This window comes from Sulfitobacter aestuariivivens (assembly GCF_014763045.1).
GTDB classification, from domain to species: Bacteria; Pseudomonadota; Alphaproteobacteria; order Rhodobacterales; family Rhodobacteraceae; genus Sulfitobacter; species Sulfitobacter aestuariivivens.
Map to the genome: position 1 here is coordinate 86,409 of NZ_JACTAG010000003.1, position 24,118 is coordinate 110,526.

24 protein-coding genes and 1 tRNA gene are annotated in these 24,118 nt (G+C 60.0%); 12 read left to right on the forward strand and 13 right to left on the reverse strand.

The features are described 5' to 3' along the window. Window positions 1-52 precede the first annotated feature (52 nt). The 3 genes from dacB to H9Q16_RS18335 are packed head-to-tail and all read left to right on the forward strand — an operon-like array spanning window position 53 to window position 3,181. Window positions 53-1,558 (forward strand): D-alanyl-D-alanine carboxypeptidase/D-alanyl-D-alanine endopeptidase, encoded by a 1,506-nt coding sequence (dacB, locus tag H9Q16_RS18325; RefSeq protein ID WP_191077144.1) that lies wholly within the window; start codon window positions 53-55, stop codon window positions 1,556-1,558. A gap of 3 nt (window positions 1,559-1,561) precedes the next feature. Further along, complete coding sequence (locus tag H9Q16_RS18330) at window positions 1,562-2,323, forward strand: polysaccharide deacetylase family protein (protein WP_191076930.1); 762 nt, start codon at window positions 1,562-1,564, stop codon at window positions 2,321-2,323. Window positions 2,324-2,326: 3 nt separating this feature from the next. Further along, the gene (locus tag H9Q16_RS18335) at window positions 2,327-3,181 is read left to right on the forward strand and encodes a GNAT family N-acetyltransferase (RefSeq protein WP_191076931.1); all 855 of its coding nucleotides are present in this window, start codon (window positions 2,327-2,329) and stop codon (window positions 3,179-3,181) included. A 415-nt stretch (window positions 3,182-3,596) separates the two neighbouring features. On the opposite strand, the gene H9Q16_RS18340 is transcribed toward H9Q16_RS18335, so the two are convergent. Then, window positions 3,597-5,411, reverse strand: coding sequence for an adenylate/guanylate cyclase domain-containing protein (locus H9Q16_RS18340; RefSeq protein ID WP_191076932.1), 1,815 nt, complete (start codon window positions 5,409-5,411; stop codon window positions 3,597-3,599). A 30-nt stretch (window positions 5,412-5,441) separates the two neighbouring features. Continuing rightward, the gene (locus H9Q16_RS18345; protein ID WP_191076933.1) at window positions 5,442-5,864 is read right to left on the reverse strand and encodes a tellurite resistance TerB family protein; all 423 of its coding nucleotides are present in this window, start codon (window positions 5,862-5,864) and stop codon (window positions 5,442-5,444) included. Between the two features lie 117 nt (window positions 5,865-5,981). On the opposite strand from H9Q16_RS18345, the gene H9Q16_RS18350 reads away from it, so the two are divergent. Both H9Q16_RS18350 and H9Q16_RS18355 read left to right on the forward strand, forming a co-directional pair. Beyond that, complete coding sequence (locus tag H9Q16_RS18350) at window positions 5,982-7,562, forward strand: lysine--tRNA ligase (RefSeq protein ID WP_191076934.1); 1,581 nt, start codon at window positions 5,982-5,984, stop codon at window positions 7,560-7,562. A 59-nt stretch (window positions 7,563-7,621) separates the two neighbouring features. Further along, window positions 7,622-8,038 carry a DUF4864 domain-containing protein gene (locus H9Q16_RS18355; RefSeq protein ID WP_246455864.1) on the forward strand — a complete coding sequence of 139 codons (417 nt, stop codon included), beginning with the start codon at window positions 7,622-7,624 and terminating at the stop codon, window positions 8,036-8,038. A 144-nt stretch (window positions 8,039-8,182) separates the two neighbouring features. On the opposite strand, the gene H9Q16_RS18360 is transcribed toward H9Q16_RS18355, so the two are convergent. Next, window positions 8,183-9,238, reverse strand: coding sequence for a proline racemase family protein (locus H9Q16_RS18360; protein WP_191076936.1), 1,056 nt, complete (start codon window positions 9,236-9,238; stop codon window positions 8,183-8,185). Between the two features lie 211 nt (window positions 9,239-9,449). On the opposite strand from H9Q16_RS18360, the gene H9Q16_RS18365 reads away from it, so the two are divergent. Next, a complete protein-coding gene (locus tag H9Q16_RS18365; protein ID WP_191076937.1) occupies window positions 9,450-11,738 on the forward strand; it encodes a glycosyl hydrolase family 28-related protein in 2,289 nt (762 codons plus the stop codon). A gap of 41 nt (window positions 11,739-11,779) precedes the next feature. Here the strand turns inward: H9Q16_RS18365 and H9Q16_RS18370 are convergent, their stop codons facing one another. Together H9Q16_RS18370 and H9Q16_RS18375 are read right to left on the reverse strand one after the other, a co-directional pair. Further along, the gene (locus tag H9Q16_RS18370; RefSeq protein ID WP_191076938.1) at window positions 11,780-12,451 is read right to left on the reverse strand and encodes a hypothetical protein; all 672 of its coding nucleotides are present in this window, start codon (window positions 12,449-12,451) and stop codon (window positions 11,780-11,782) included. A 107-nt stretch (window positions 12,452-12,558) separates the two neighbouring features. Beyond that, window positions 12,559-12,744, reverse strand: a complete 186-nt coding sequence (locus H9Q16_RS18375; protein ID WP_191076939.1) for a PLD nuclease N-terminal domain-containing protein — start codon at window positions 12,742-12,744, stop codon at window positions 12,559-12,561. A gap of 154 nt (window positions 12,745-12,898) precedes the next feature. Here H9Q16_RS18375 and H9Q16_RS18380 point away from each other — a divergent pair, with 154 nt between their 5' ends. Both H9Q16_RS18380 and H9Q16_RS18385 read left to right on the forward strand, forming a co-directional pair. Further along, on the forward strand, window positions 12,899-13,180 hold the full coding sequence (locus tag H9Q16_RS18380; protein WP_191076940.1) for a hypothetical protein: 282 nt from the start codon (window positions 12,899-12,901) through the stop codon (window positions 13,178-13,180). Window positions 13,181-13,316: 136 nt separating this feature from the next. Beyond that, complete coding sequence (locus H9Q16_RS18385; protein WP_191076941.1) at window positions 13,317-13,547, forward strand: TFIIB-type zinc ribbon-containing protein; 231 nt, start codon at window positions 13,317-13,319, stop codon at window positions 13,545-13,547. On the opposite strand, the gene H9Q16_RS18390 is transcribed toward H9Q16_RS18385, so the two are convergent. Then, window positions 13,544-13,966 carry a hypothetical protein gene (locus H9Q16_RS18390; RefSeq protein ID WP_246455865.1) on the reverse strand — a complete coding sequence of 141 codons (423 nt, stop codon included), beginning with the start codon at window positions 13,964-13,966 and terminating at the stop codon, window positions 13,544-13,546. The genes H9Q16_RS18385 and H9Q16_RS18390 overlap by 4 nt on opposite strands. A 268-nt stretch (window positions 13,967-14,234) precedes the next feature. Further along, entirely contained in the window at window positions 14,235-16,439 is a 2,205-nt protein-coding gene (gene uvrB / locus H9Q16_RS18395) for an excinuclease ABC subunit UvrB (protein WP_281403166.1), read from the reverse strand. A 193-nt stretch (window positions 16,440-16,632) separates the two neighbouring features. On the opposite strand from uvrB, the gene H9Q16_RS18400 reads away from it, so the two are divergent. After that, window positions 16,633-17,109, forward strand: a complete 477-nt coding sequence (locus H9Q16_RS18400) for a YHS domain-containing (seleno)protein (RefSeq protein WP_191076943.1) — start codon at window positions 16,633-16,635, stop codon at window positions 17,107-17,109. On the opposite strand, the gene H9Q16_RS18405 is transcribed toward H9Q16_RS18400, so the two are convergent. Next, complete coding sequence (locus tag H9Q16_RS18405) at window positions 17,106-17,390, reverse strand: antifreeze protein (protein ID WP_191076944.1); 285 nt, start codon at window positions 17,388-17,390, stop codon at window positions 17,106-17,108. The genes H9Q16_RS18400 and H9Q16_RS18405 overlap by 4 nt on opposite strands. A gap of 110 nt (window positions 17,391-17,500) precedes the next feature. Here H9Q16_RS18405 and H9Q16_RS18410 point away from each other — a divergent pair, with 110 nt between their 5' ends. The 3 genes from H9Q16_RS18410 to H9Q16_RS18420 all read left to right on the forward strand — a co-directional run bounded on the left by H9Q16_RS18410 (window position 17,501) and on the right by H9Q16_RS18420 (window position 18,395). Then, window positions 17,501-17,812 (forward strand): ETC complex I subunit, encoded by a 312-nt coding sequence (locus H9Q16_RS18410; RefSeq protein ID WP_191076945.1) that lies wholly within the window; start codon window positions 17,501-17,503, stop codon window positions 17,810-17,812. Further along, window positions 17,800-18,264 (forward strand): GNAT family N-acetyltransferase, encoded by a 465-nt coding sequence (locus tag H9Q16_RS18415; RefSeq protein WP_191076946.1) that lies wholly within the window; start codon window positions 17,800-17,802, stop codon window positions 18,262-18,264. Before H9Q16_RS18410 ends, H9Q16_RS18415 begins: the two co-directional genes overlap by 13 nt. A 54-nt stretch (window positions 18,265-18,318) precedes the next feature. Beyond that, window positions 18,319-18,395, forward strand: a tRNA-Arg gene (locus H9Q16_RS18420). A gap of 733 nt (window positions 18,396-19,128) precedes the next feature. Here H9Q16_RS18420 and H9Q16_RS18425 read toward each other — a convergent pair. From H9Q16_RS18425 to H9Q16_RS18445, 5 genes are all read right to left on the reverse strand, one after another. Further along, window positions 19,129-20,829 carry an AMP-binding protein gene (locus tag H9Q16_RS18425; RefSeq protein ID WP_191076947.1) on the reverse strand — a complete coding sequence of 567 codons (1,701 nt, stop codon included), beginning with the start codon at window positions 20,827-20,829 and terminating at the stop codon, window positions 19,129-19,131. A 127-nt stretch (window positions 20,830-20,956) separates the two neighbouring features. After that, window positions 20,957-21,901, reverse strand: a complete 945-nt coding sequence (locus H9Q16_RS18430) for a YihY/virulence factor BrkB family protein (protein WP_191076948.1) — start codon at window positions 21,899-21,901, stop codon at window positions 20,957-20,959. A gap of 64 nt (window positions 21,902-21,965) precedes the next feature. Next, window positions 21,966-23,240, reverse strand: coding sequence for a DUF3618 domain-containing protein (locus H9Q16_RS18435; protein ID WP_191076949.1), 1,275 nt, complete (start codon window positions 23,238-23,240; stop codon window positions 21,966-21,968). Beyond that, on the reverse strand, window positions 23,233-23,628 hold the full coding sequence (locus H9Q16_RS18440) for a phage holin family protein (protein ID WP_191076950.1): 396 nt from the start codon (window positions 23,626-23,628) through the stop codon (window positions 23,233-23,235). Before H9Q16_RS18440 ends, H9Q16_RS18435 begins: the two co-directional genes overlap by 8 nt. Beyond that, the gene (locus H9Q16_RS18445) at window positions 23,621-24,115 is read right to left on the reverse strand and encodes a hypothetical protein (protein WP_191076951.1); all 495 of its coding nucleotides are present in this window, start codon (window positions 24,113-24,115) and stop codon (window positions 23,621-23,623) included. The genes H9Q16_RS18440 and H9Q16_RS18445 overlap by 8 nt, the downstream gene beginning before the upstream one ends. Between the last annotated feature and the right edge of the window lie 3 nt (window positions 24,116-24,118).

Consider the following 24,118-nt stretch of genomic DNA (forward strand, 5'->3'; position numbering starts at 1 on the left):
GTGATATCGTAGTGGTTGTGGACCGCTGCGCGCTGCGGTTTAAATGGTCGGTATGCGCAACAGGTTTTCCCGACGATTTTTCCTTGGTTCCGCCGCCGCGTCGGTGGCGTCTGGTGCATTTGCCCAGTCGCTGACGCCGGAGATATCGCTGCGGCCTGTTTTGCGCGGCAAGGGGTTCTACAAGCGCGCCGTGCGCGACGCGCAGAGCATCATCCGCGCAGAAAAGCTGACCGGGAACGTGGCCTTTGCCGTGGCGGATGCGCGCACGGGGGCGTGGCTTGAGTGCGAGAACGAGCAGATGGGCACACCGCCTGCCAGCACGGCCAAGGCGATCACGGCGTTGTATGCGCTTGAGACGCTGGGCGCGGATCATCAGTTCGAGACGCGGTTGTGTGTCACGGGTGGCATTCAGGACGGTGTGGTTCAGGGGGATCTGGTGCTGATTGGCGGTGGGGATCCGCTGCTGGATACCAATGGGCTCGCTGAGATGGCCGCGCAGTTGAAGGCGGCGGGTGTGCGTGCGGTCAAAGGTGATTTCAAGGTCTTCGAGGCAAGCCTGCCGGTGATGCGGCAGATCGATCCCGAACAGCCGGATCAGGTGGGGTACAACCCCGGCGTTTCCGGGCTGGCGCTGAATTTCAACCGCGTACATTTCGAATGGAAGCGCGGCAACAACGGTTATGCCGTCACCATGGATGGCCGGACCGCGAAGTACCGCCCTGAGGTTGCGATGGCGGTCATGCAGGTGCGGGATCGCAAGGCGCCGATCTATACGTATGAGGACCGCGCGGGCCGCGACAACTGGACCGTGGCGCGTGGCGCATTGGGCAAGGGGGGATCGCGCTGGTTGCCTGTGCGCAAGCCGGGACTTTATGCGGGCGATGTCTTTGCCACGTTGGCCGGATCGCACGGCATCCGGCTGGGACGGCCACAGGTCGTCGATGCGCTGCCGCCCGGAGAGGTGATCGTGACGCGCAAAAGCATCGCGTTGCGCGGCATTCTGCGGGGGATGCTGAAATATTCGACCAATCTGACGGCTGAAATGGTCGGGCTTGCGGCATCGACCAAGCGGATGGGTGCGGTGCCCAACCTGCGCGCCTCGGCGGCAGAGATGAACCGCTGGGCGATTGCGGCGCTGGGGATGACGGCACCCAAACTGGTGGATCATTCGGGGCTGGGCGATGACAGTACGATGACGACGCTGGATATGGCGAGGGCCCTTGTGAAGGCGCACGAAGGGGGGCTGCGGCCGATCCTGAAGCCGATCGCGATGCGTGATACCAAGGGCCGTCCCGTCAAAGAGCACCCGGTGACAGTGGATGCCAAGACGGGCACGCTCAATTTCGTGTCGGGGCTTGCAGGATACATGACGGTGCCGGACGGGCGGGTGCTGGCCTTTGCAATCCTGGCGGCCAACCCGGCAGAGCGTGCCAAGATCAGGCGTGCGGATCGCGAAAGGCCGCCCGGCACGCGGACCTGGAACAGGCGCGCGAAGCGGGTGCAGCAGGCGTTGATCGAACGCTGGGCGACGCTTTATGGCGCGGAAGGCGAAGGATAGCGCGTGGCCACATGGGAAGAACTGGACGCTGAGCTGACGCTTTGGGCGGATGCGGGCGAAGTGCCCACATTCTGGTGGCGCGATGATGACACGCAGGGCCCGAGCGATGATCTGGACCGGCTGATCGGTCTGGCAGAAAGGTTTGACGTGCCGTTGCATCTGGCTGTTGTGCCAGCGGAGATTGATCCCGGTCTGAAACCCCGGCTGGAGGCGTCTCCGTCGGTCTTTGCCTTGCAGCACGGGTTCGCGCACAAGAACGGCGAGCCCAAGGGCCTGCGCGCCTCGGAAATGGGCGAGGGGCGTGATCTGGCCGCGACGGAGGCTGATCTGCGAGAGGGCTGGCGGCGGCTGGTGGCGGCAGAGTTGCCGAATCTGCTGGCGGTGCAGGTGCCGCCGTGGAACCGGATCGGCGAAAAGGTCGTGCCGCATTTACCCGAGTGGGGCTATGTGGGCCTGTCGAATTTCGACGTCAGACCCGCACCCGAACCTGCAGCAGGATTAAAGCAGTTTAACGCGCATATCGACCCTATCCGGTGGAAGGAGGGGGCGCAATTTGCGGGCACCGAAAAGACCCTGCAGCAGTGTCTTGAGCATTTGCAGATGCGTCGCATCGGGGCTGCGGACAAGGATGAACCCACCGGGTTCTGCACCCACCATCTGCAGACGGACGACGCCACGTGGGATTTCAGTGAGGCGCTGATGGCGCGGCTGACCCACGGGCAGCGGACCCGTTGGTTGGATCTGCGCGCGATGTTGAAAGGCTGAACGATGGTTGAGATTGCCTATGCCGGACCCGACGAACGCGAGGAAGTCGCACAGTTCATGAATCGGGTGTTTCACCGCGCCAAATGGGACATCGACGGCTGGCGGCGACTGGTAGCGGGGCGCTGGTGCGGGCCGATGGGGCGCTACGCGATCACGGTGCGCGATGAAGGTGAGATGGTCGGCGTGTTGGGGCTGGTCTATGCCGAAAGGATGACCAGCCAGGGGCCGCGCACCACGGCAGACATGACATCTTGGTATGTGCTGAAGGACTATCGCGGCGGCGGCGTGGGGCAAAAGATGCTGCGGCTGGCGACGGCGGACCCGGACGTGACGGTGACGAATTTCTCGTCCGCCAAGGCTGCGGTGCAGGTGCTGGAAAAGGCCGGGCTGGTGGTCTTGGACAAGGAGCGGTTGGTCTGGCATCCGCGAGACGCGGCCGCGCTGGTTGTGCACGACGATCCTTTGGCGCTGGGCGACCGTCTGCCGGAGAAGGACCGCAGGATTGTGGCCGACCACCAAGGTCTCAAGCTGCGTCATCTGGCAGTGGAGACGCCCGATGGGCTGTGTACGCTGGTGATCTATCCGCAAAAAAAGCACGATGAATACGTCACGCATGAAGTGATGTATTGCGGCAATCAGGGGGCCTTTGCGGCGCACGCGGGGGCAATTGCTGCCACCGTGCTGCCCGCGCGTGAAGCGATCCTATCGTTGGATCGACGTTTCGCGCGTGAAGGAATTACACCCGACGAGGTAAGGGAATTCGCCACGCCGAGGTTCTGTCAGCAGGGCCTGCTGGATTTCTCGGAGATCGACATGCTGTACTCGGAATGTGTCTTGCTGGATATCAAGATACATTGAAGTTGCCAGGGAGGGCGGCTCTGCAGACTCTCCTGACAGTGAGCCGGTTTTGCGCATTTGGCGCTTGCGGCCCATTGCCGACATCCAGCCCTTTTTCGCCATACTGCAGTTGCAGCCCGCATTGCGGACATTCAAGGCATAGGATGATCCGGAGGTTGCGAGCCGGAACGTAGGTGCCATTAACGAGATGCTCCGTCGCTGGCAGGCGGGTTCCAAAAACGCTGACGATGGACATTCGTAACATCTCGCGCCGCAAAGTAACTGGGTCAGAAAATTAGTTGGAATGTACCTATCTTCGATATGCCATTGATCCACCCGCCGCTTGCCCACTTCAAGTGGTCAGGTCAGGTGTCTTACACCGGCACCGCGTTCGACAAAGGCATTGTCCGCGCCAATCGAAAGACGTGGTTGCTTGTCAGTCTTCGGGAACTCCTGCCTGTCGCAGACCATCTATGAACATCTGGTGTCTCGCATGGGTCGCGGGAGGCATGCTGTCGACCACCCGCTTGATGGTCAGGCCGGGGTAAGATTGCATCAGTGAAGCTGCCGCGTCATCTGCTTCTATCTTTCGCCCCGCGTTTGCACAAAAACTGGCAAGATCGCGGTAAGCCCAGGTTACGCCGGGGCCCGCCGTAAGTCCCAGCTTCACCAGCCGAATGGCTTCATCGTAGTTTTCGGCCAGCCCCATCGCATACGCGCGTCCAAACTGAAAATTGAAAAAGAACGGATCACGCGGGCTCAGTGCTTCTGCGCGATCAAACGCGGCGAGGCCGGCCGCGATATCCTTGCGGTAGACGTTGTTCCAACCCAGACGCATCCACCCCCAAGCGGAGTTCGGATCGAGGGACAAAGCCCGTTCAAGCAATTGTCCCGCGCGGTCATGATCCAAGCCTGTCATTCCCAAGGCCGCCGCGATGGCGACCAATGATGGCGCATGGTCATCCACCGAAAGCATCGCCACCTCAGCGTCTGCTTGTGCGTTCTTGCGTGATAACAGCGGTGTTTCGTTCCACATATAGGTTGCTTGCTGAGCATAGGCCCAAGCCCTGAGCGCCTTTGCCCGAATGTTGTCGCCGTCGCGCGCGATCGCGAGAGATAACAACTCAATCGCGCGTTCGTTTTCTTCACGCCGGTGCTTCCAGAAATGGGGAAAGGCACTCATGTATAGCTCATAGGCCTTTCTGTCTTTTGGTGCGACGGCACGTGCATCTGCGATTTCGGATGCCCGAATAGAGGGGGAAATTGCACCTGCGACTTGCGATGCGACGCGATCCTGCAACTCGAAAAGGTCATCAAGGTCATCGTCATATCGCTGAGACCAGAGGTTTGCACCTGATTTTGCTGAAGAGAGCTGTACCGAAATTCTGATCCGCGATCCCACTCTTCGTATTGATCCGGTGACGACGTAACGGGCGCCCAGCTCCCGCCCTACCTCGCGAATTTCTGCAACGCGCCCCTTGAAGATAAAGGCGGATTGGCGTGCAATAACAAGGATGTCGCTGACACTGGACAATGCAGATGTGATTTCGTCGACAATACCATCCGCGAAGAAGCTGTCCTCCGCCCCGATCTCGTCGAAAGGCAGCACCACGACGGCAGGGGTCACTTCGGTTTCCTGGCCCGGCTGAATAACACCGTCCCCGACAACCCATGCTTCTATCGGGTCAGGCAAATTCTTGACTGAAACTTCCCCGACAGAGTTCAGATCGGCGTCAATCCGACCCTTCACCTGATCCCGCATTGCGCGTGACATGCACAGACCTCCAACAGGAGAGATTGCCTCAAGCCGGGCAGCGACATTTACAGCGTCCCCGAATATATCATCGCCGACAGCCACAACGTCGCCAAGATGCAAGCCTATTCTAAATCGAAGTTGATTGCGCTCTGCCCGCTCCGCTTCCTGGGCTGCCATCGTCTCTTGGATGGCCAATGCGCAACGGGCTGCTTCAATTGGGGATGGAAACTCCGCCAGGAAACCATCGCCCATCGTTTTTATGACACGGCCTCCTGCGTCTCGCACCAGAGGGCTGACCACTTTGCTCCAGACAACGTGTAGCCTGGAAATCACGCCTTCCTCATCCTCTGCGATCAAGCGAGAATACGCCGCTAGATCGGCGGCGACTATCGTCGTCAAACGTCTGATATCACGCTCCCGGAAATCGTCTTGATAGCCTGAATGATCGATAATCGCTTTGCAAGCATCGGCTGTGCCGCAGAGTTGGTCCTTCAATCGCGTCGCATCATTACCAGCCCAAGGCGATCAGGTCAGGTGCCTTGCGCGGGCGCCGCGTTCGATGGCAGCGGCGTGGAGGCGGTCCAGGTCCAGTTCGTAGCGGATTTCTTCGAGCAGGCGCAGTTCTGCTTCCAGCAGGCTGCCGTCGGCGGCGGCGACGTCGCAGGCCAGAGCATAGGCGGTCTCATACAGTCGCTCTGGCAGGCTTTCGCGGATAAGACCAAAAAGGGCGTCAAGCCCGTCTTCCTGTTCAAAGAGGTCAAAGACCGTCTTGCTCATGATGCTCAGGCGGTCGTTGTCGTATCCGGCAAAGATGGGCAGCATGTTCACAGCGGACTGGATCTTGATCAACTCTGCGGTGCGGATGTCTTCGTCCGATGCCGAAACGGCAACCATGAGCGCCACAAGGCAGTCCTGTGCACTGAGTGCATGGGTGATCTCTTCGGTCATCGGTGGGGTATCCTTTGGGACTTGTGTTGCGGTGCAGAATATTGACGGGGTGGGGCCGACGCAATAGGTAGCCCGAGGCCGGGCGCATAGGGCGCCGGCGAGATAGGAAGTTTTTCAATGTCCCAGATGCGTGACGCGGCACTGACCAGCAAGGCGTGGCCCTTTGAAGAGGCACGCGCGCTGCTCAAACGCTATGAGGGCAAGGCACCGGACAAGGGGCATGTGCTGTTTGAGACGGGCTATGGGCCCAGCGGCCTGCCGCATATCGGGACCTTCGGCGAAGTCTTGCGCACGACGATGATCAAGCGCGCGTTTGAAGAGATTTCGGACATCCCGACCAAGCTGATTTGTTTCTCGGATGATCTGGACGGGATGCGCAAAGTACCCGGGAATGTGCCGCAGCAAGAGATGCTGGCGGAGCATATGCACATGCCGTTGACGTCGGTGCCGGACCCTTTTGGGACGCACGAGAGTTTCGGGCACCACAACAACGCCATGCTGCGCCGGTTTCTGGATACCTTCGGGTTCGAGTACGAATTTTATTCCGCGCGGGAGTTTTACCGCTCTGGTCAGTTTGACGAAATCCTCAAGCGGGCTGCCGAGCGCTATGATGAGGTGATGAAGGTTATGCTGAAGTCGCTGCGCGAAGAGCGGCAGCAGACCTACTCGATATTCTTGCCGATCCATCCCGAGACAGGCCGGGTGCTGTATGTGCCGATGAAGCATGTGGATGGGGTAAACCACACCGTCACGTTCGATGATGAGGACGGCAAGGAATGGACGCTGCCTGTCACGGGTGGCAATGTGAAGTTGCAGTGGAAGCCGGATTTTGGCGCGCGCTGGGCGGCACTGGGTGTCGATTTCGAGATGTACGGCAAGGAACATGCCACCAACACCGCGATCTACGACCGGATTTGCGAGATATTGGGCGGCAGGAAGCCCAATCACTTCAGCTATGAGCTGTTTTTGGATGAGAACGGCCAGAAGATTTCAAAGTCGTCCGGCAACGGGATTTCGATTGACCAGTGGCTGACCTATGCCAGCACGGAATCGCTGTCGTATTTCATGTTTCAGAAGCCGAAGACGGCGAAGCGGATGTTTTTCGATGTCATCCCCAAGGCGGTGGATGAGTATCATCAGCAATTGCGCGCCTATGAGACTCAGGATGCCGTGCAGCGGCTGAACAACCCGGTCTGGCACATTCACGGCGGCGACGTGCCGGTGTCGGATATGGTGGTGCCATTCTCGATGCTGCTGAACCTTGCGTCAGTCTCCTCTGCCGAGGACAAGTCGCAATTGTGGGGGTTCATCCAGCGCTATGCGCCTGAGGCCTCGCCCGAGACGAACCCGGGCATGGATGCAGCGGCAGGCCATGCGGTGCGGTATTTCAACGACTTTGTGAAGCCTGCCAAGGTGTTCCGCGCGCCCAGTGATCTGGAGCGGGAGGCGTTGGAGGAATTGCGCGACAACCTGAAGACCTGGGAGGGCGGGCTGGATGCCGAGGCCCTGCAAAGCATGGTTTTTGCTGTCGGGAAAGAACGTTTCGATCCGCTCCGCGACTGGTTCAAGGCGCTGTATGAGGTGCTGCTGGGCGCCTCGCAGGGGCCGCGCTTTGGTGGGTTTATTGCCCTTTATGGTGTCGATGAGACGGTGCAATTGATTGAGGACGCCTTGGCGGGAAAGCTGGTGACGCGCTGAAAAACTTGTCCCGGGGGATGCGTGACTTACCATAGGTCATGCAATCTGCAGGGAGAGAGATGATGCGGGCAGGGTTTTTCGCGGCGTTGGGTGGGCTGGTGGTGTCCATCTTTCTGACGGTCAGTGCAGCGGCCCAACAGGACGATATTCAGGGCACGATCCAGAACCAGTTCGACGCTTTTGAGGTGGATGATTTCGAGACGGCATTCACGTTTGCCACGCCCAGTTTGCAGCGGCTGTTTCAGTCGCCGCAGAATTTTCAGCGCATGGTCACGCAAGGCTATCCGATGGTGTGGCGGTTTTCCGAAGTCACGTTTCTTGACCTGCGGCAGGAAAACGGTTTGACCGTGCAGACTGTGCGGGTGGTGGACGCCGAAGGGGTCACCCACCTGCTGGCGTACCTGATGGTGCAGACCGACGCAGGTTGGCGCATCGGGGGTGTACAGATCTTGGACGCGGCGGGTGTGGCTGCCTGAGGCGTGATCTGATTGAGCGGGCTGCGCCCGCATTCGATTTATTAGGGCACGTCTGGGGTGATGTGGTTTCACCGGATCGGCGGTCGGGTTTGTTGCGGCGGGATCGGGCTTTGAGCTCCGGCACGGAAGGATGCGCGCACTTAATTAGCCCCAGATGTCACCGACGGTGAACCCTGCGGGGAAGGGATCAGTGGCGTCGAGCATGTGCTGGCTGATGCCGGTGATCCACCCGCGGCCTGTGAGGCTTGGGATGATGGCGTCATAGGGGCCCACCTTGGTGGTGCTTTCGATACGCCCGGTGAAGGTGGTGCCAAGGGGGCCTGCGTTGACGTAATCTGCGCCAATGTCGAGCAGCCCTCTGGCATGCAGAACGGCCATTTTTGCGCAGGTGGCGGTGCCGCAGGGTGATCGGTCAAGTGCCCCGGTCAGCGCGTGGGGTCGGGCCGGATCATAGGTGCCGGACGACACGGTGATGGCCCCGCGTCCGTGGGTTTCGGGGTCTGTAGGCGGTGCTGTCAGTTGCGCGATGGTCGGGCCGGTGATGGCGGGGTTTTCCGGGTGGCTGACCGGGTATTGCGCTGCGGCAGCGGCGCGCATGGCCTCTGAGGCGCGCACGATGTCGTTGCCGTTTCGGGCCACCGGATCAATGCCGAATGCGGCCGCCTCGGCGGTAACGAAGAACATGCCGCCCCAGGCGATATCGACCGTGATCCGGCCATAGCCGGGAACCTCCAGCGGCACGCCGATGTGCAGTGCAAAGGCCGGCACGTTGCGAAAGGCGACGCGTGTGACCTTGCCGTTCTCGCAGGTGGCTTTGACCGTCACCAGCCCTGCGGGCGCCTCCAGTGTCAATGTGGTTTCAGGCTCTGTCATCGGCAGGATGCCGGTTTCGAGCAGGACCGTGGTGACGCAGATCAGGTTGCTGCCGGACATGGGTGGGTATTCGGTCTGTTCCATGATGATGAACCCGGCGTCTGCCAATGGGTCAGACGGGGGCACCAGCACGTTGCAGCACAGCGCCGGATTGCCGCGTGGTTCGCGCAGCATGAGGGTGCGGATATCGTCATGACGCATTTGCATGTCCTGCATCTTTTCAAAAACCGAAGCCCCCCGCAGGAGAGGCATGCCGCCCGTGATGACGCGGCCACCTTCCCCTTCGGCGTGGGCTTCGACTGCGGTGATCATTCGGGTGGTGTGCATGGGCGTGATCCTGTTGTCCAAGATCAGCCTAGCAACAGCGCATGGCGATGGGAAACGCGGGATGTTGCGCGGGCAGCGAACGCTTGTGGCAGTCGGGATTAACACCGCCTTGATACTTCCCAGCTTCGCAGCGGCCTCAGCCGTACGTGAAGAATTCACCTGGGAAGCCAGCCCCGCAGAGCGGAGCGCGGTCCCGACGAAAGGATATGCAATGAACAAGGCAGTTACCGATGGCGTGTTGTTGATGCCGCCCCCTTTTGCTGACGGTCTGGATGTCTGGTCCAGTGGCCTGGGCACGCCGGGGTCGGATACATACGAGAATTCGGCCAACGGTGTCTTTGTCCCTGCGGATCAGGATTTTGGGGGCGCGCTGGAGGTTCTGAAAACCAATGGCACCCAGCGGGTGCGGCACATGGGGCAGACCCCGCTGCTGCCGGGGTGCTATCTGCGGGTGACGGCGCGCATCAAGGCGATCAGTGGGAATCTGCCCCGGGTGCGCATTTCGGGGTACCCCGCGCGGGCCAATGGGACGCAAGCGCCGGGCGTGCCTGTCTTTGGGCCCGAGACGCCACTGACCGCCTATGGAGAGGTTGTCGAGGTGTCCGCGATCATAGGTGCCGGTGTGCGGGGCGGGGTTGATCTGGTCTGGGGCACTGAGACGATCTATGGCCATCTGGGCATTGATCTGGTGGGGGCCAATGGCGGTGTTTTGCGGATCGACGATCTGGTTGTCGAGGATGTGACGTCGGTTTTCCTGCGCGACATGCTGTCGGTCGTCGATGTGCGCGACTACGGCGCTGTGGGCAATGGCACCACGGATGATACGGCAGCCTTTGAGGCCGCGAATGCGGATGCGGACGGGCGCACGGTTTATGTGCCCGCCGGGCATTTCCGGCTGAACAGCAGCGTAACTTTTGACACGCCTGTCAAATTCGAGGGCCGTGTGAGCATGCCCGCCAGCGCTATTCTGTTTTTGCGCCGGAACTACGATTTGCCCAGCTATATCGAGGCGTTCGAGGACGAGGAGGTCGCTTTTCTCAAGGCGTTTCAGGCGCTTTTGAACAATTCGGATCACGCTTCCCTTGATATGGGCGGGCGCAAGGTTTGGGTCACGGGGCCGCTGGACATGCAGGCCGCTGTTCCCAACCGCACCTCGTATGCCACGCGGCGTCTGATCCGCAACGGGCAGCTTGAGGCCGCGCCGAGTGCGAATTGGGATACTGTTGTTGTGACCTCGCAAGCGACTTATGCGCCCGGCACTGCGCGTACGCTGAGCAATGTGACCAATGTGGCAAACGTACCCGTCGGCGCGCTTGTGGAAGGCAACGGCGTGGGCCGCGAGGTTTATGTGCGGTCCAAGAACGTGGCCACGCAGGAGATTACGCTGAACCAGCCTCTCTATGACGCCGCTGGGACGCAGAATTTCACGTTCCGCAAGTTTCAGTACCTGGTCGATTTCGGCGGCTTCAGTCAGTTGGGCAAGTTCGGCATGGATGACGTTGAATTTCAGTGCAACAGTCGGTGCAGTGCCATCAATCTGGCCCCCTCTGGCGTGACATTTCAGCTGCGCGATTGCTTTATCAGCCGTCCGTTGGATCGGGGCATCACCTCGATCGGGACGGGCGATCAGGGGATGTTTATCGAGCGCTGCCAGTTTCTGTCGTCCGAAGAGGCGCTGACCGTGCCGAACCGCAGCACGATCGGGTTCAATGCCAATGCAAACGACATCAAGGTCCGCAACAACCGTGCAACGCAGTTCCGTCATTTCGGGCTGATCGCCGGACAAAATGCCATCGTGACCGGGAACCATTTCTTTCAGGGCGACACGATCGACAACGGCATCCGGTCTGCCGGCCTCATTCTGACCGAGACCTACACAAGTTCGGTGCTGTCGCAGAATTATGTCGACAACTGCTTTATCGAGTGGACCAATGAGCATGATCCGAACCCGCAGTTTACGGGCGGATTTTCGTTCAGTTCGCTGGGTATCACCGACAACATCTTTTTGTCAGGCGAGGTCGCGCCGTGGTTCAGCTATATTGTCGTCAAACCTCATGGCGCGGGGCATTTCCTGAACGGGGTGAATATCACGGGCAACCGGTTCCGCAGCATCAATGGTGCCATCGACCGGGCAGAGCGGGTAGATACGACGTTTTCGGATCTGGACATGGCGCGGGCCAAGAATGTGGTGATGACGGGCAATTCCTATCACAACGTGGATGCGCAGGTTGAGAACGGGGCGGATATCAGGTTTACGCAGAACTCCAATTCGAACGGGTGGATGATTGATTGTTCGGACAAGCTGCCGTTTGGCGGGCAGGCGCTGAGCGTGGATGCCGTGGTGCCGCTTGGACCTATTCGAAATGGGGGCAACTTTGCGGTGTATCACGCGCCCTTCGCCCAGCTGATCCAAGGCGCGAACCGCGATCAGGTCCGCATTAGCTGGCCCGAGGCCGTGCGGGGTACTGTGCAGGTCAAGGTGCGCATGGACAGCCGGTAGTTCTTTGGGCCCCTTTCCGTGATCTGACGGTTGGGAGGCACCTAGAATTCGCGCCACAGACCAAGCTTGAGAGAGGTGTCGCCGACGCTCTCCAGCGGGCTTTCAAATCCGATCTGGTATCTGGCTTTGCCCCGTCGTGTCTTGATCACCACCGACGGGGCAAGTTTGGTGAACATCCTGCCGTCCAGATGGGTCAGGTATAGTTGCAGCATCCCGGTGGCGCTGTCGCTCAAGTTCAGGCCGAGGGTCGCGTCGAACTTTGTGACATGGTCTGCTGTCCCAAGATCCCAGATCACGGCGGCGTCTGTCCCGATCCAGCCAGACATGCTGCGCCATGAAATCCCTCGCCCCCAGAGCAGAGAGGTTTTGAGTTGCGGTGAGAATTCAGCGCCGCGCCAAGCTGTGCCAATGCCGACCTCGTAGGCCCATCTGTGGGCGCCGGCATTCGCGCCAAGGGGTTTGCGCAGAAAAAAGAGCGCAAAGCCACTTTTCATACCGCCACGGCTGGTGAAATTTCCGATATCCGCGCCAAAGGTCAAATCGTCGCGAACGCCGAATTCCAGATAGGCGGTATTGCCGGTGTCGCGATATTGGTTGGCCGTAAAGACGACCGAGCTGAAGCGCGTGCCCCCTTCGCGCATCCAGGCCCCCGCATGAACGGGCTGCGTCCCGCAGATGGTACAGACCAGAAAAACAGCAATCCAGCGACCCATGTCACCTCCCGAGGGCGATCATGGTTAACACTGGTTAATAAAAAGTTAGGGTAAGATGCGAAAAGCCCGGCTGTTGCCAGCCGGGCTTTGGGTGTGGTCAGCGTGGTTTAGGCGTGTGCGGAAGCGCCGCGCGGACCTGCAACCAGCCATGCAAGGAAGCCGAGGATCGGCAGCAGCACGATCGCAAGGGTCCAGCCGATCTTGGCGGCGGTGGACGCGCTTGAGGTGAAGACCTGATAGATCGCGTAGATGTCAGCGACCAGTACGAGCAGTCCAAAAAGTCCATATTCCATGTCAATTCTCCTAAATCGGTTCGATTCCGTTTCTGCCCGCTCAACCGTTTGAGCCGCTGCAGGGTTCCCAAAAGAATCTCGGAACTTTCTGCAGGTGCGTTGCGTTTTTTCACCAACATTGCCGCTTAGGCATCTGAAATAGAAAGGAATTAACATGAAAACGGGTCTTGCAATTCTGGGCGGCGTCGCCGCTGTTGCCGTTATCGCCGCTGGTATTTACATGGTCGACATCGACCAAACACAGGAAGCACGTCTTCCAGACGTCGACGTGAGCGTGGAAGGGGGCCAGCTGCCCGCATTTGACGCCGAAGTTGGCACGATCCAGCTGAGCGAAGAAGAGGTCACTGTTGAAGTGCCTGAGGTCGAAGTGACCATGGAAGAGACCACTGTGACCGTTCCCGGCATCAGCATTGAGCCGCCCAAGAACGACGGCTAAATCGCTGTGACTAATGCAAAGGCCCTGTACGTCCGTACGGGGCCTTTTTGCTGTGCTGTGCTCCCCAGAACTACGGATGGCGTGCGGACAGCAGTGACCTATCTTTACTGCAAGCGATTAACCGAGGAGAAACACCATGAAATGCCCCATCGATGGAACCGAGCTTGTGATTTCAGACCGAAGCGGGGTCGAGATTGACTATTGCCCGCAGTGTCGTGGTGTATGGCTGGATCGCGGAGAGCTGGACAAAATCATCGACCGCAGCATGGGCCAGCCTGCCGCCCCGTCGCAGGTCCAGGCGCAGCCCGGTGGCTATCAAAAGCGCAAGAAGCGTGGTGGATTTCTGGAAGATCTGTTTGATTTCTAGGCTGTCGGCACAGCGTCCTCGCAGGCGCGAAACGCAGCGACCGGTTCCGCCGCGCCAACCAATGGGATGCGCAGTGTTTCGTTGCCAATCAAGGCGCGCATTTCGATGTTGAATTGCAGCCCGTTCAGGACATTTCCAAAGCCACTGTCAGCCACGCTCAGGCGGGTGTCGCTGCCAGACAGAACATGCCGATTCGTGCCGATCTGCAAGGCGGCAGGGCCGTCGAACAGGATGGAGAATGTGGGGGCGACCGGGAACGCGGCCGTGCGTTCAAAGGCGATCGTGTAAAGCGGACCGCTGGGGTCGTAGGTCAGGGTGACCGCGACATCGGTGGTCTGATGTTCCAGCGTGCATATGGCGCCGGGCGTGAAGGTCCAGGCGTGAGCGGGGCCGGTGAGGAGTAGAAGGGCGATCAACATGCGCATGCCCCCGGACATAGCGTACATTTCGTCCTAACCAAGTCCGGGGACATTCGTGGGGCAGGGTTCACCCCGCCATACCATCTGCCCACAGTGGGGCCTGTGAACGCGTGCCGGGGTGAACCCCGGCCTACGGGGCACAACGCGAAACAGGGCTTTGGCGGGTGGTTCTGGGACCTTGCGATCCGACAAAAAACAGATCAGCAGGGCCATCCGGGTCGGTCCGGTCAGAAACGCAAAATATGAGTCGTCCGGCAAACTGCCTGGCCTACCGCCGCCCCCGCCGTTTCACACCACCCCGCATGCCGCCGCGGCCCATGGTGCTGCGGCCTGACTTGGCGGAGCTTTCCTCCACGGCCTTTTCAACGGCGTATTGCCGGGCCATGGGATCATCGGCAATGGCCAGATCGACCGCCTCCAAACGCCTGACCTCGTCCCGCAGGCGGGCGGCTTCTTCGAACTCGAGATTTTCGGCGGCCTTGCGCATATCCGTGCGCAGCCCGTCCAGCACGGCCTGCATATTGGAGCCCGCCAGCTTCTTGTCCACTTGCGTGGTGACACGCGCCATGTCCACGTCACCCTTGTAGAGCCCGGCAAGGATGTCCTCGACGTTTTTCTTGACCGTTTCGGGGGTGATGCCGTGCGTCTCGTTATAGGCGATCTGCTTGGCCCGGCGGCGGTCGGTTTCGCCCAATGCGCGCTCCATCGAGCCGGTGATGCGGTCGGCGTACATGATCACACGACCGTCGGCGTTGCGTGCGGCCCGGCCGATGGTCTGGATCAGCGAGGTTTCAGAGCGCAGGAACCCTTCTTTGTCCGCGTCGAGAATCGCCACCAGCCCGCATTCGGGAATATCCAGCCCCTCGCGCAGCAGGTTGATCCCGATGAGCACGTCAAAGGCCCCCAGCCGCAAGTCACGCAGGATTTCTATCCGTTCGATGGTGTCGATGTCCGAGTGCATGTAGCGCACGCGGATGCCCTGTTCGTGCATGTATTCGGTCAGATCCTCGGCCATGCGTTTCGTGAGCGTCGTGCAGAGCGTCCGGTAGCCATCGGCAGCGACGCGGCGCACCTCGTCCAGCAGATCATCGACCTGCATTTCAACGGGGCGGATCTCCACCTGCGGGTCCAGCAGGCCGGTGGGGCGGATTACCTGTTCGGTGAAGACGCCGCCTGCCTGCTCAATTTCCCAGTTGGAGGGCGTGGCCGAGACAAAGACAGACTGCGGGCGCATGGCGTCCCATTCCTCGAATTTGAGGGGGCGGTTGTCCATGCAGGACGGCAGGCGGAACCCGTGTTCGGCCAGCGTGAACTTGCGTCGGTAGTCACCCTTGTACATGCCACCGATCTGGGGAACGGAGACGTGAGATTCGTCTGCGAAAACAATGGCATGGTCGGGGATGAATTCGAACAGGGTGGGCGGCGGCTCCCCGGGCGCGCGGCCTGTGAGATAGCGTGAATAGTTCTCAATCCCGTTGCAGACGCCGGTCGCCTCGAGCATTTCGAGATCAAAGTTTGTGCGCTGCTCAAGCCGTTGAGCCTCGAGCAGCTTGCCATCGTTCACCAGCTGATCAAGCCGGGTCTTCAGCTCTTTTTTGATGCCGATGATGGCCTGCTGCATCGTGGGTTTTGGGGTGACGTAGTGGCTGTTTGCATAGACCCTGATCTGGTCAAAGGTATCGGTTTTTTCGCCCGTGAGGGGGTCGAATTCCGTAATGCTCTCCAGCTCTTCGCCAAAGAACGACAGCTTCCAGGCCCGGCTGTCGAGGTGGGCCGGGAAGATCTCTAGAGAATCGCCGCGCACCCGGAAGGTGCCGCGCTGGAAGGCCTGATCGTTGCGGCGGTACTGTTGGGCCACGAGGTCTGCGATGACCTGGCGCTGGTCGTATGTCTGGCCGGTCTTGAGGTCCTGCGTCATCGCGCCATAGGTTTCCACCGACCCGATGCCGTAGATGCACGATACCGACGCCACGATGATCACATCGTCGCGCTCTAGAAGCGCGCGGGTGGCCGAATGGCGCATGCGGTCGATCTGTTCGTTGATCTGGCTCTCTTTCTCGATATAGGTGTCCGAGCGGGCGACATAGGCTTCGGGCTGGTAGTAGTCGTAGTAGGAAACAAAGTACTCCACCGCGTTTTCGGGAAAGAAGCCCTTGAATTCACCGTATAGCTGCGCCGCCAGCGTTTTGTTCGGGGCAAGGATGATCGCAGGTCGCTGGGTCTCTTCGATGACCTTGGCCATGGTGAATGTCTTGCCTGTCCCGGTCGCCCCCAGCAAAACCTGATTGCGTTCACCTTCGTTGATGCCACCGCTCAGCTCTTTGATGGCTGTCGGTTGATCGCCTGCGGGCTCGAATTCGGTGGACAGCTTGAATGTCCTGCCGCCTTCCAGCTTGGGACGGCTGCGCACATCGGGCGCAGGGTTCGCCATGATCGGCATGACGTCAGAGCTGTCTGTCTGGGCGTAGGGCATTTGGGTCCTCGGGTGCGGAGCCTTATAGGTGTCCTTTTTGGCGCCGGGATCAAGGGGCAGCGGCAGGTCTTGCTGCCACATTCCGACAGCAGCGCACACAGTAGATCACGACATCGCTGGCAATGTTTCGTCCCCTTGGAGCGGCGCGCGCAGAGGTCTACCTGTAAGCCTGACAGACAGGAGCATATGAAACATGATCGGCAGACGTAAAGTAATCACCGGGGGCATCGCGCTTGCCGCATTGGTCGGGGCTGGCGCGGTGTACCTGCGGGACACCCCCGGAACAGCGACATATTTCGCCCCCGATGGCGTGGCACTGCGCGGGGCCGATGTGGTGGCCTATTTTACTGACGGCGCGGCAGTCATCGGCATGCCCGAATATGCACATCGATGGTCTGGCGTGACCTGGCATTTCGCAACTGCAGAAAATCGCGATGCTTTTGCCGCCGATCCGATCGCTTATGCGCCCCAATATGGCGGCTATTGCGCCTGGGCGGTCGCCGCCAAAAAAGAGATCTTTTCAACGCGGCCCGAAAACTGGTCGGTGCGCGATGGCAAGCTCTATCTCAATTTCAACGATCAGGTACAGCAGACCTGGGAAGAAGACCCAGAGGGTTACATCGCCACCGGCGATGCGGTCTGGCCCGAGGTGCGCGCGAAATTATCCTAACGCATCAAGCGTTTACGGTTGGCGCGGACCTTGCGGCTGAGGGGGCGCAAACCGGCCTCCATCACCTGGTCCGGGCTTTTGCCTGCCAGCATGGCCTGATTTGCCGCGATGCCCGCATGCATCATTGCGGGCCACTTTTCCGTCACCATCCGCGCGTTTTCACCACGCCGTGCCGGGACGACGCCGCTTAGCCCCATCAGGCGCAGCGCGATGACAGTCTGCGCCTCTACCATCAGCGTGGTGAGGGTCGTCTGCAGGGCGAAAAGGTGAAAGGGCGTCATTTGGTGCCTCCTGCGGTACATCTATTCCGCAGCGCAGCAATTGAAAGGGTGATCTTGCTTCAGACGTGTGAATAAACCATAAGCGTGCTCAGCAACCAATGAGGCCGCCCATGCGCGCACGCATCTTCCGTCCTGCCCGGACCGCCATGTCATCGGGCACCGCCAAGACCAAATCATGGGTGCTGGAATTCGCCCCGGCTGAGGCGCGCGAGGTCGATCCGTTGATGGGCTGGACCTCTTCATCCGATACGCAAAGCCAGGTGCGGCTCAATTTTGACAGCAAGGAAGAAGCGGTTGAATACGCGCGCGAGAACGGCATCGACGCCGTCGTGCAGCAGCCCCAGACCCGCAAGGCCAACATCCGCCCCGGCGGCTATGGCGAAAACTTTGCCACCAATCGCCGTGGGGCATGGACGCACTGACGCTCCAGACTGTCTCGGCCCCGGATGCTGAGATCGCGGCGTTGCTGCAGGCCCATTTTGACCTGATGCGGTCAACCTCGCCTGCCGAAAGCTGTCATGTAATGGCCCCTGAAAGCGTTTTTGACGAGGCGGATGTGGTCTTGGCCGCGCGCAGGGCAGGTTTGCTTTTGGGTATTGGTGCGCTCAAGGCCATCGGGCCAAACTTGGCAGAGCTCAAGTCCATGCACACGACCAAAGCTGCCCGGGGTCAGGGCGTTGGCGCGTATCTGCTAACGGCATTGATGGAGGCGGCACGGCAGATGGGGATGCAGCACATCAGTCTTGAAACGGGCACAGACCCGTTGTTTGCACCCGCCCGCGCGCTTTACACGCGGCATGGGTTCGAGACCTGCGCGCCCTTCGGGGACTATGTGGATGACCCGCTCAGCACCTTCATGACACGCCGCCTTTAGCGCGCCCCATTTTCCTTGAAGCAGGCCCGTCCTTGGACCATAACCACTCGTAGCGGTCCCTTAGCTCAACTGGATAGAGCAGCTGACTTCTAATCAGCAGGTTGAGGGTTCGAGTCCTTCAGGGATCGCCACTCAAATCAGTGAAACCCGCGGCCTGGAAACGAACGCACCCCATGCTGATCTACAATCAGGCCAGGGCGTGTTTGGGAATATGTAGGCACCAGAAAACTGGCGCCTACATAAAGTTCAGCGCGATCAGGATAATACAGATCGCAAAAGCAGCCGTATCAATGATTTTGATCCTCATGGCCTTGCGCCGCCGAGCAGCGTCGGCAGGCAACGGAGTGAGAGGATCACTCTTCGTGCGCTCGTAAAATTCACTCAACTCATGTGATTTTTGCATCATAAAACTCGTTAAATAGGACAACTCAGTACACAACACGAACAGCCCGTTACTCGTTACTTACTCATTCGGCGCACAACAACACACCGGCTAATCGGGCTAATCGAGAACAAGATGCGAGATAAACGCGATTCAAACAATTGATTGAATTTGCACGCTTTTGGTTACAAAGATTCACCATCTACGGGTGATTTGTTTAGCCACACAACCAGAGACAGTAGTGCCAATTGACCCGTATTGTCTGCACTTTGCATCCTAATCAGGCCCGATTTCGTGCATAACGGGTGACTCTGTGCTGCGGTGCAGCGCAAAAATGGGCCTGCGTCGCGTTTTGGAAATAATCTATTTCCGGATTCAAATCACGTCGAAAGACTCCAAATTTCCGAAAAACCAGTGGGAATCAACCCAGATTCGCCCTCTGGTCGCCTTTCAGAATCACGTGCTCTGCCACGCGGTGGTACTTACGACAAATGATCATCCCGCAGCTGACGTCGCAGAACCTTGCCCGACAGAGTGACCGGGACTTCATCGACGAATTTGACCAGCTTGGGGATCTTGTAGTTGGTCAGACCCTTTCGGCAGGCCTCCAGTATCGTGTCTTCGGTCACGGTTTCATCGGTGCGCACGACAAAGGCGGCGGGGGTCTCCCCGGTCTTGTCATCGGGAATGCCCACCACACCCACCTGGGCGACGCCAGGCAGCTTTGAAATCGTATCCTCGATCTCGTTCGGGGCCACATTAAAGCCCGAGACCAGGATCATGTCTTTTTTGCGGTCCACGATCTCCAGAAAGCCGTCAGCGTCCATCACGCCGATATCACCCGAATGCAGCCAGCCGTCGATGATCGTCTCTGCGGTGGCGTCGGGGCGATTAAGGTAGCCTTTCATCACCGTGGGGCCACGGCAGATCACTTCGCCGGGTTGACCCTGGCCCACATCGGTGCCGTCGTCCGCGACGATACGTATCTCGGTGCCGGGGGCAGGGATGCCCACATATCCAAATCGGTTCTCATCAGCCGGGGTCAGTGTCATGATGCCCGCACATTCCGTCATGCCGTAGCCCTGACGGATTTCCACACCGGTCATTTCCTTGAATTTCTCGGCGACCCCGGTGGTCTGCGCCGCGCCGCCAGAGCCGCAAAAGCGCAGATTTTCCACCATCTCTTTCTTGAACCAATCCTCGGTCAGCAACGCGGCAAAGAGCGTGTTGATGCCAATGAACCATGTGATCTTGTGGGTCTCAAAGGCGGATTTGAGGTTCGAGGTCGGGCGCGGGCTGGGCGCGAGAACGCCATGCCCGCCCGTGCGCAGACCCGCAATGAAGATCAGCGCGTAGGCCGTGATATGATAAAGCGGCAGGACGACCAACGCCGTCTCGCCCTCTGGTCCGCGCAGGCTGCGCGTCATCAGATCAGCCTGATAGGCATTGGCAAGGATGGCCCGATGGCTGAGTTCCGCGCCCTTGCTGCGCCCGGTCGTGCCGCTGGTGTACTGATAAAGCGCCGTATCGTCGGGATGGGTGTCGGCGGTATAGGCGGCGATGTCGGCGGATCCGGCCCGCGCGCGTCCGGCAGAGAGCGCTGCGGCCAGGGTCATGTGATCGGATCGCATGTCGGGAATGGATTTCTTGATGCGCTTGAGGACAAACCCCATGAACGCCTTTTTCAGGGGCGGAAAGAAGTCCAGCAATGAGATCGTCACGACCTGACGCAGCGACGTGTTCTGGATCACCGCGTCCACCTTGTCGCCAAACAGATCGATCACCACCAGCACCTGCGCGTTGCTGTCAGTCAGCTGATGCTCAAGTTCGGGGGCGGTATAAAGCGGGTTCACATTCGTCCCGATGCACCCGGCCTTGGCGATCCCCATCGAGGCGACGCCAAAGCCGATGCAATTGGCCGTCATCACGGCAACTGCGTCACCGGATTTCAGCCCAACGACCTCGCGCAGGAAGACGGCAAAATGTTCGGCGTGGGTGCGCAGATCGGCGTAGGTGATCGAGGTTTCGGCGCCGGACGACAGAATGGTCGATAGCGCCTTGCGCGGACCAAACTCATCTGTTGCTGCGTCCAGCATCGCTGACAGGGTATGTGTGCCCATGTTCGCCAGATCGAAATTCTTGGCTTCGTCCGAAAAATATCTTGTCCACGGCTGATGTTCCACCGTTGCCCCCAATCGCATTTATTTCAATGGGCAGCAGGCTAGCGCTTTTGGGAATGTGAGTCTCAGATAATCTTGGCCGGGCCGGCAAATGCACGTGCGGGTTGAAGTGCGCTGTGTCTGGGCCGCGTTATGCCGTGCTGCGCCCGAGGTTATCCGCTTTTTCGGCGCCACGTTCGCCCATTGGTTCGGCACGCCCGGTGGTGGTGTCGTGCCGTGTCTGGGCTTCGATTTCGGCATTAATTTCGGCACCCAGCATGATGATGAACGCCGACAGCCACATCCACATCAGCAGGACGATGATCCCGGCCATTGCCCCGAAGGTTTCGTTGTAGCTGCCAAAGTTGCCCACATAGAAAGCAAACCCGGCTGAGCCTATACCCCAAACGAGGCAAGCCAGCACAGCCCCCGGACTGATCCACATCCACTCCGCATCATCCCGCGACGGGCCATAGCGGTAGAACACGCTGAGCCCGAGAACGGTCAAGACCAGTGCCAAAATGATGGCACCGATGCCGATAGCGATATCGACAAGCCACCCGGTACTGTCGAGCGCGATCAGTGCAGGACCACCACCTATCACGACCAGCCCGATGAGGGCGCCCAATACCGCAAAAACGGTCAGGATCAGCTTGACGGCGGTCAGCACGAAAAACCCGCGCTCTTCTTCTTCGTCATAGGCGACATTCATTCCCTCCATCAGGCTGCCAACACCCTTTGATGCGGAATAGATTGCCAGCAGCAGACCAAAGATCACTGTCAGCCCCAGCCCCCCTTCACGAGAGCCAGCAACCTTGGTGGCCTGATCGGTGATGATGGTCAGGACCTCCTGCGGCACGAGCCCCTCGAGCTGGTTCATCATGTCGATGACCTGCGGAGGTTCAACCACAAGCCCCGCAATGGCCATCGAGGCCGTGATCGCGGGGAAGAGCGCCATCAAACCGTAAAACGCCACGCCAGCTGCAATCAGCCCGACATGGTCCGACGCGATCTCGTCCTTGACGCGCCACAGGATGTCTTTCCAGCCAGCAGCAGGGATCTGTGCAGGGTTCGTTGCCTCGCGACCTCTGGCCATGGGGATATCCTTTCATTGCAAGCCGCCCGGTCAGGGCCGGGCGGCTTGTCTGTCTAACTGCGGATCAGTCTTGCAGAGACTTGCCGAGGTCTTTTTCCTTGGCTTCGCTCTTGGCACGTTCCGCGACGCGCTTGGCTGAGGCTTCGGCCTTGTCGACCACCGCTTCGACGGCGGTCTTGTCGCCGGGGGCGCGGCTGTCGATTTCCGACTTGGCGTCTTTCGCCACCTGGCGCGCTTCATCCTTGACGGCGGCGACAACGCCCTGGGCTTTGCGGCGTTCGTCCTCGTAGACGCGGCGCGCGCGCCGCATCAGGCGATCGCTTTGAGGGCCAAGTGCTTCATCTTCGCGACGGGTGCCCGGCAGGGTTGCAGCCGCAGCGGCGCCGATGGCAAACGCAAGCGCGCCAAAGGCTAGGGGTTGCCGATCATAGGCCTCGCTGGAGTGCGCGGCGGCGCGTTGCGAATATGACGCGGCCTTGTCGCGGGCCTTGAGCGCTGCGTACCGCGCGCGGATAACGCGCTCACGTGCCTCTTCGCTCAGGGCTTCTGTACCCTGGGCCAGACGCGCACGCGTGCGGATGGCAGTCAGGCGCGCGGACTCAGCAGCACTTGCTGCACCATCGCGAACACCTGCCGCGGCAGAACTTGCAGCCCCGCCAACGGCAGAAGCAGCCGACGCCACACCGCCAGCGACAGTGCCAGCTGCGCCTTTGGCGGCGTCTGCGGCGGATTTCGCACCGGAGGCAACGCTGCTGCCTGCAGCGCTCACACCATATGCGGTGCTCTTGGCCGCGCCCTTGACGCCTTGACCGGCGGAACTTGCGGCAGAACCGACCGCACCGGCGGCGGTGCTGGCACCATCGCGCATGCTGTCGAGAACGCCGCGATCTTCGTCGTCCAGATCGTCATAGTACCAATCCATGTCCGGATCGTCGTCCCGAACGGTGCTGAACGCGGGCTCATGCGCTGTCGGGTTGGTCGTGCGATAGGTCGACGGATCCGGTCGATCCAGCTCGTGGTTGGTGCCGCGCGGCTGGGGTGGGGGTACGTCATAATCGTCGCTCTTGCGCGCATCGGATTTACGTGCAGAAGGGCCACTGCCCAATGCAAGCCACGCCAGACCCGCGCCCACAAGGGCCACGCCCAGTGGGTTCTGCTTGACGGTGGCAGAGATATTGCGCGCAATCTCGCCGCCATTTTCCTTAAGATGATCGGTCACCTGCTGCGCCATCCCGTCAAGCGAGAAACGCTCTTGCAGGGTGTCGATGGTACCGGTGAGTTCGCTGCGTTCACGTTCGATGTCACGCTCGATCTCTGCTGGAGTGCGTGTATCAGACATTGGTCGTCTCCTTTACGGCCTTTGCGTCCCGCTTCACGTTTTTCATGGTGCGCGTGGGGGCAAGACTGCTGAGTTTGAGGTCGTTTGTGCCTTTGGCCATCATACCAAAAGCGATCAAGCCAAGGATGCCGCCGACAATCACGGCGGCCCAGCCTGCGGCAAGGCCCGCTTCGGCCAGCGCGGCGACAAGGGCTGCGGCCAGCACGTTCAGCGCCACAAGAGCAACAACAACGGCGCCGACCAGCAGGCCGACGGCAACCGCGGCGCGGGTGACGTTTTCGTTGATCTCTGCGCGGGCAAGGTCGACTTCCTGGCGGACCAGCGAACTGACGCTTTGCAGCGCGTCGCCGACAAGCTCTGTCGCGGGTTTTTGAGTGCGATCAGTCATAGTCGACCCCCATTGGTGCGGTTTGGGCCGGGTAGGCCGGGGTTGCACGTGCGGGCGTCACCGGGTCACGCGATGGTTCTGATGCCTTGGCAAAGCGGGTCGCAGCAAAGCCCAGCAGGGCAGCGCCGCCAAGAAAGGCCATCGGGTTGTTGCGGGCAAAGTTGTTCACGATACCGGGCACATCTGAGACGTCCTGATCCTTGACGCTGTCGGCCATGTCCGCAAGACCATCGGCCAGATAGCTGAAGGTGCTCCCCTGAGGGGATCCGTCGCGCATCTCGTGGGCGGCACGGCGCAGTGCGGCTGCGGTGTCATGCATCTCACCGGCCAGACCATCCTTGGCCTCGGTCGATTTTGCGGCGAGGGTCGCCTTGGCGCTTTCCGCGGCATCCTGCGCCATGCTGGATGCAGTCGCTGCCGCTGCTTCGGCGCTCTTTTTGAATTCGCCCTGTTTCAGGGCTTCTTTCGCATCGTTGTCGGGGCTCATCAT